Source organism: Priestia sp. MDV22-iso46 (assembly GCF_058629175.1).
Genome location: NZ_JBZVWT010000005.1, coordinates 171 through 528 on the forward strand (window position 1 = coordinate 171; position 358 = coordinate 528).

A 358-nucleotide genomic window follows, 5' to 3' on the forward strand; every position below is an offset into this window, starting at 1 on the left:
ATCCTCAATCTTAATGTCGCCCTGCATCATGTCCGGGTAATAAAGAACGTGTCGATAGGCAACACGATTCGGTAATCCTCAATCTTAATGTCGCCCTGCATCATGTCCGGGTAATAAAGAACGTGTCGATAGGCAACACGATTCGGTAATCTTCAATCTTAATGTCGCCCTGCATCATGTCCGGGTAATAAAGAACGTGTCGATGGGCAACACGATTCGGTAATCCTCAATCTTAATGTCGCCCTGCATCATGTCCAAGTAATAAAGAGCGTGTCGATGGGCAACACGATTCAGTAATCCTCAATCTTAATGTCGCCCTGCATCATGTCCGGGTAATAAAGAACGTGTCGATAGGCAA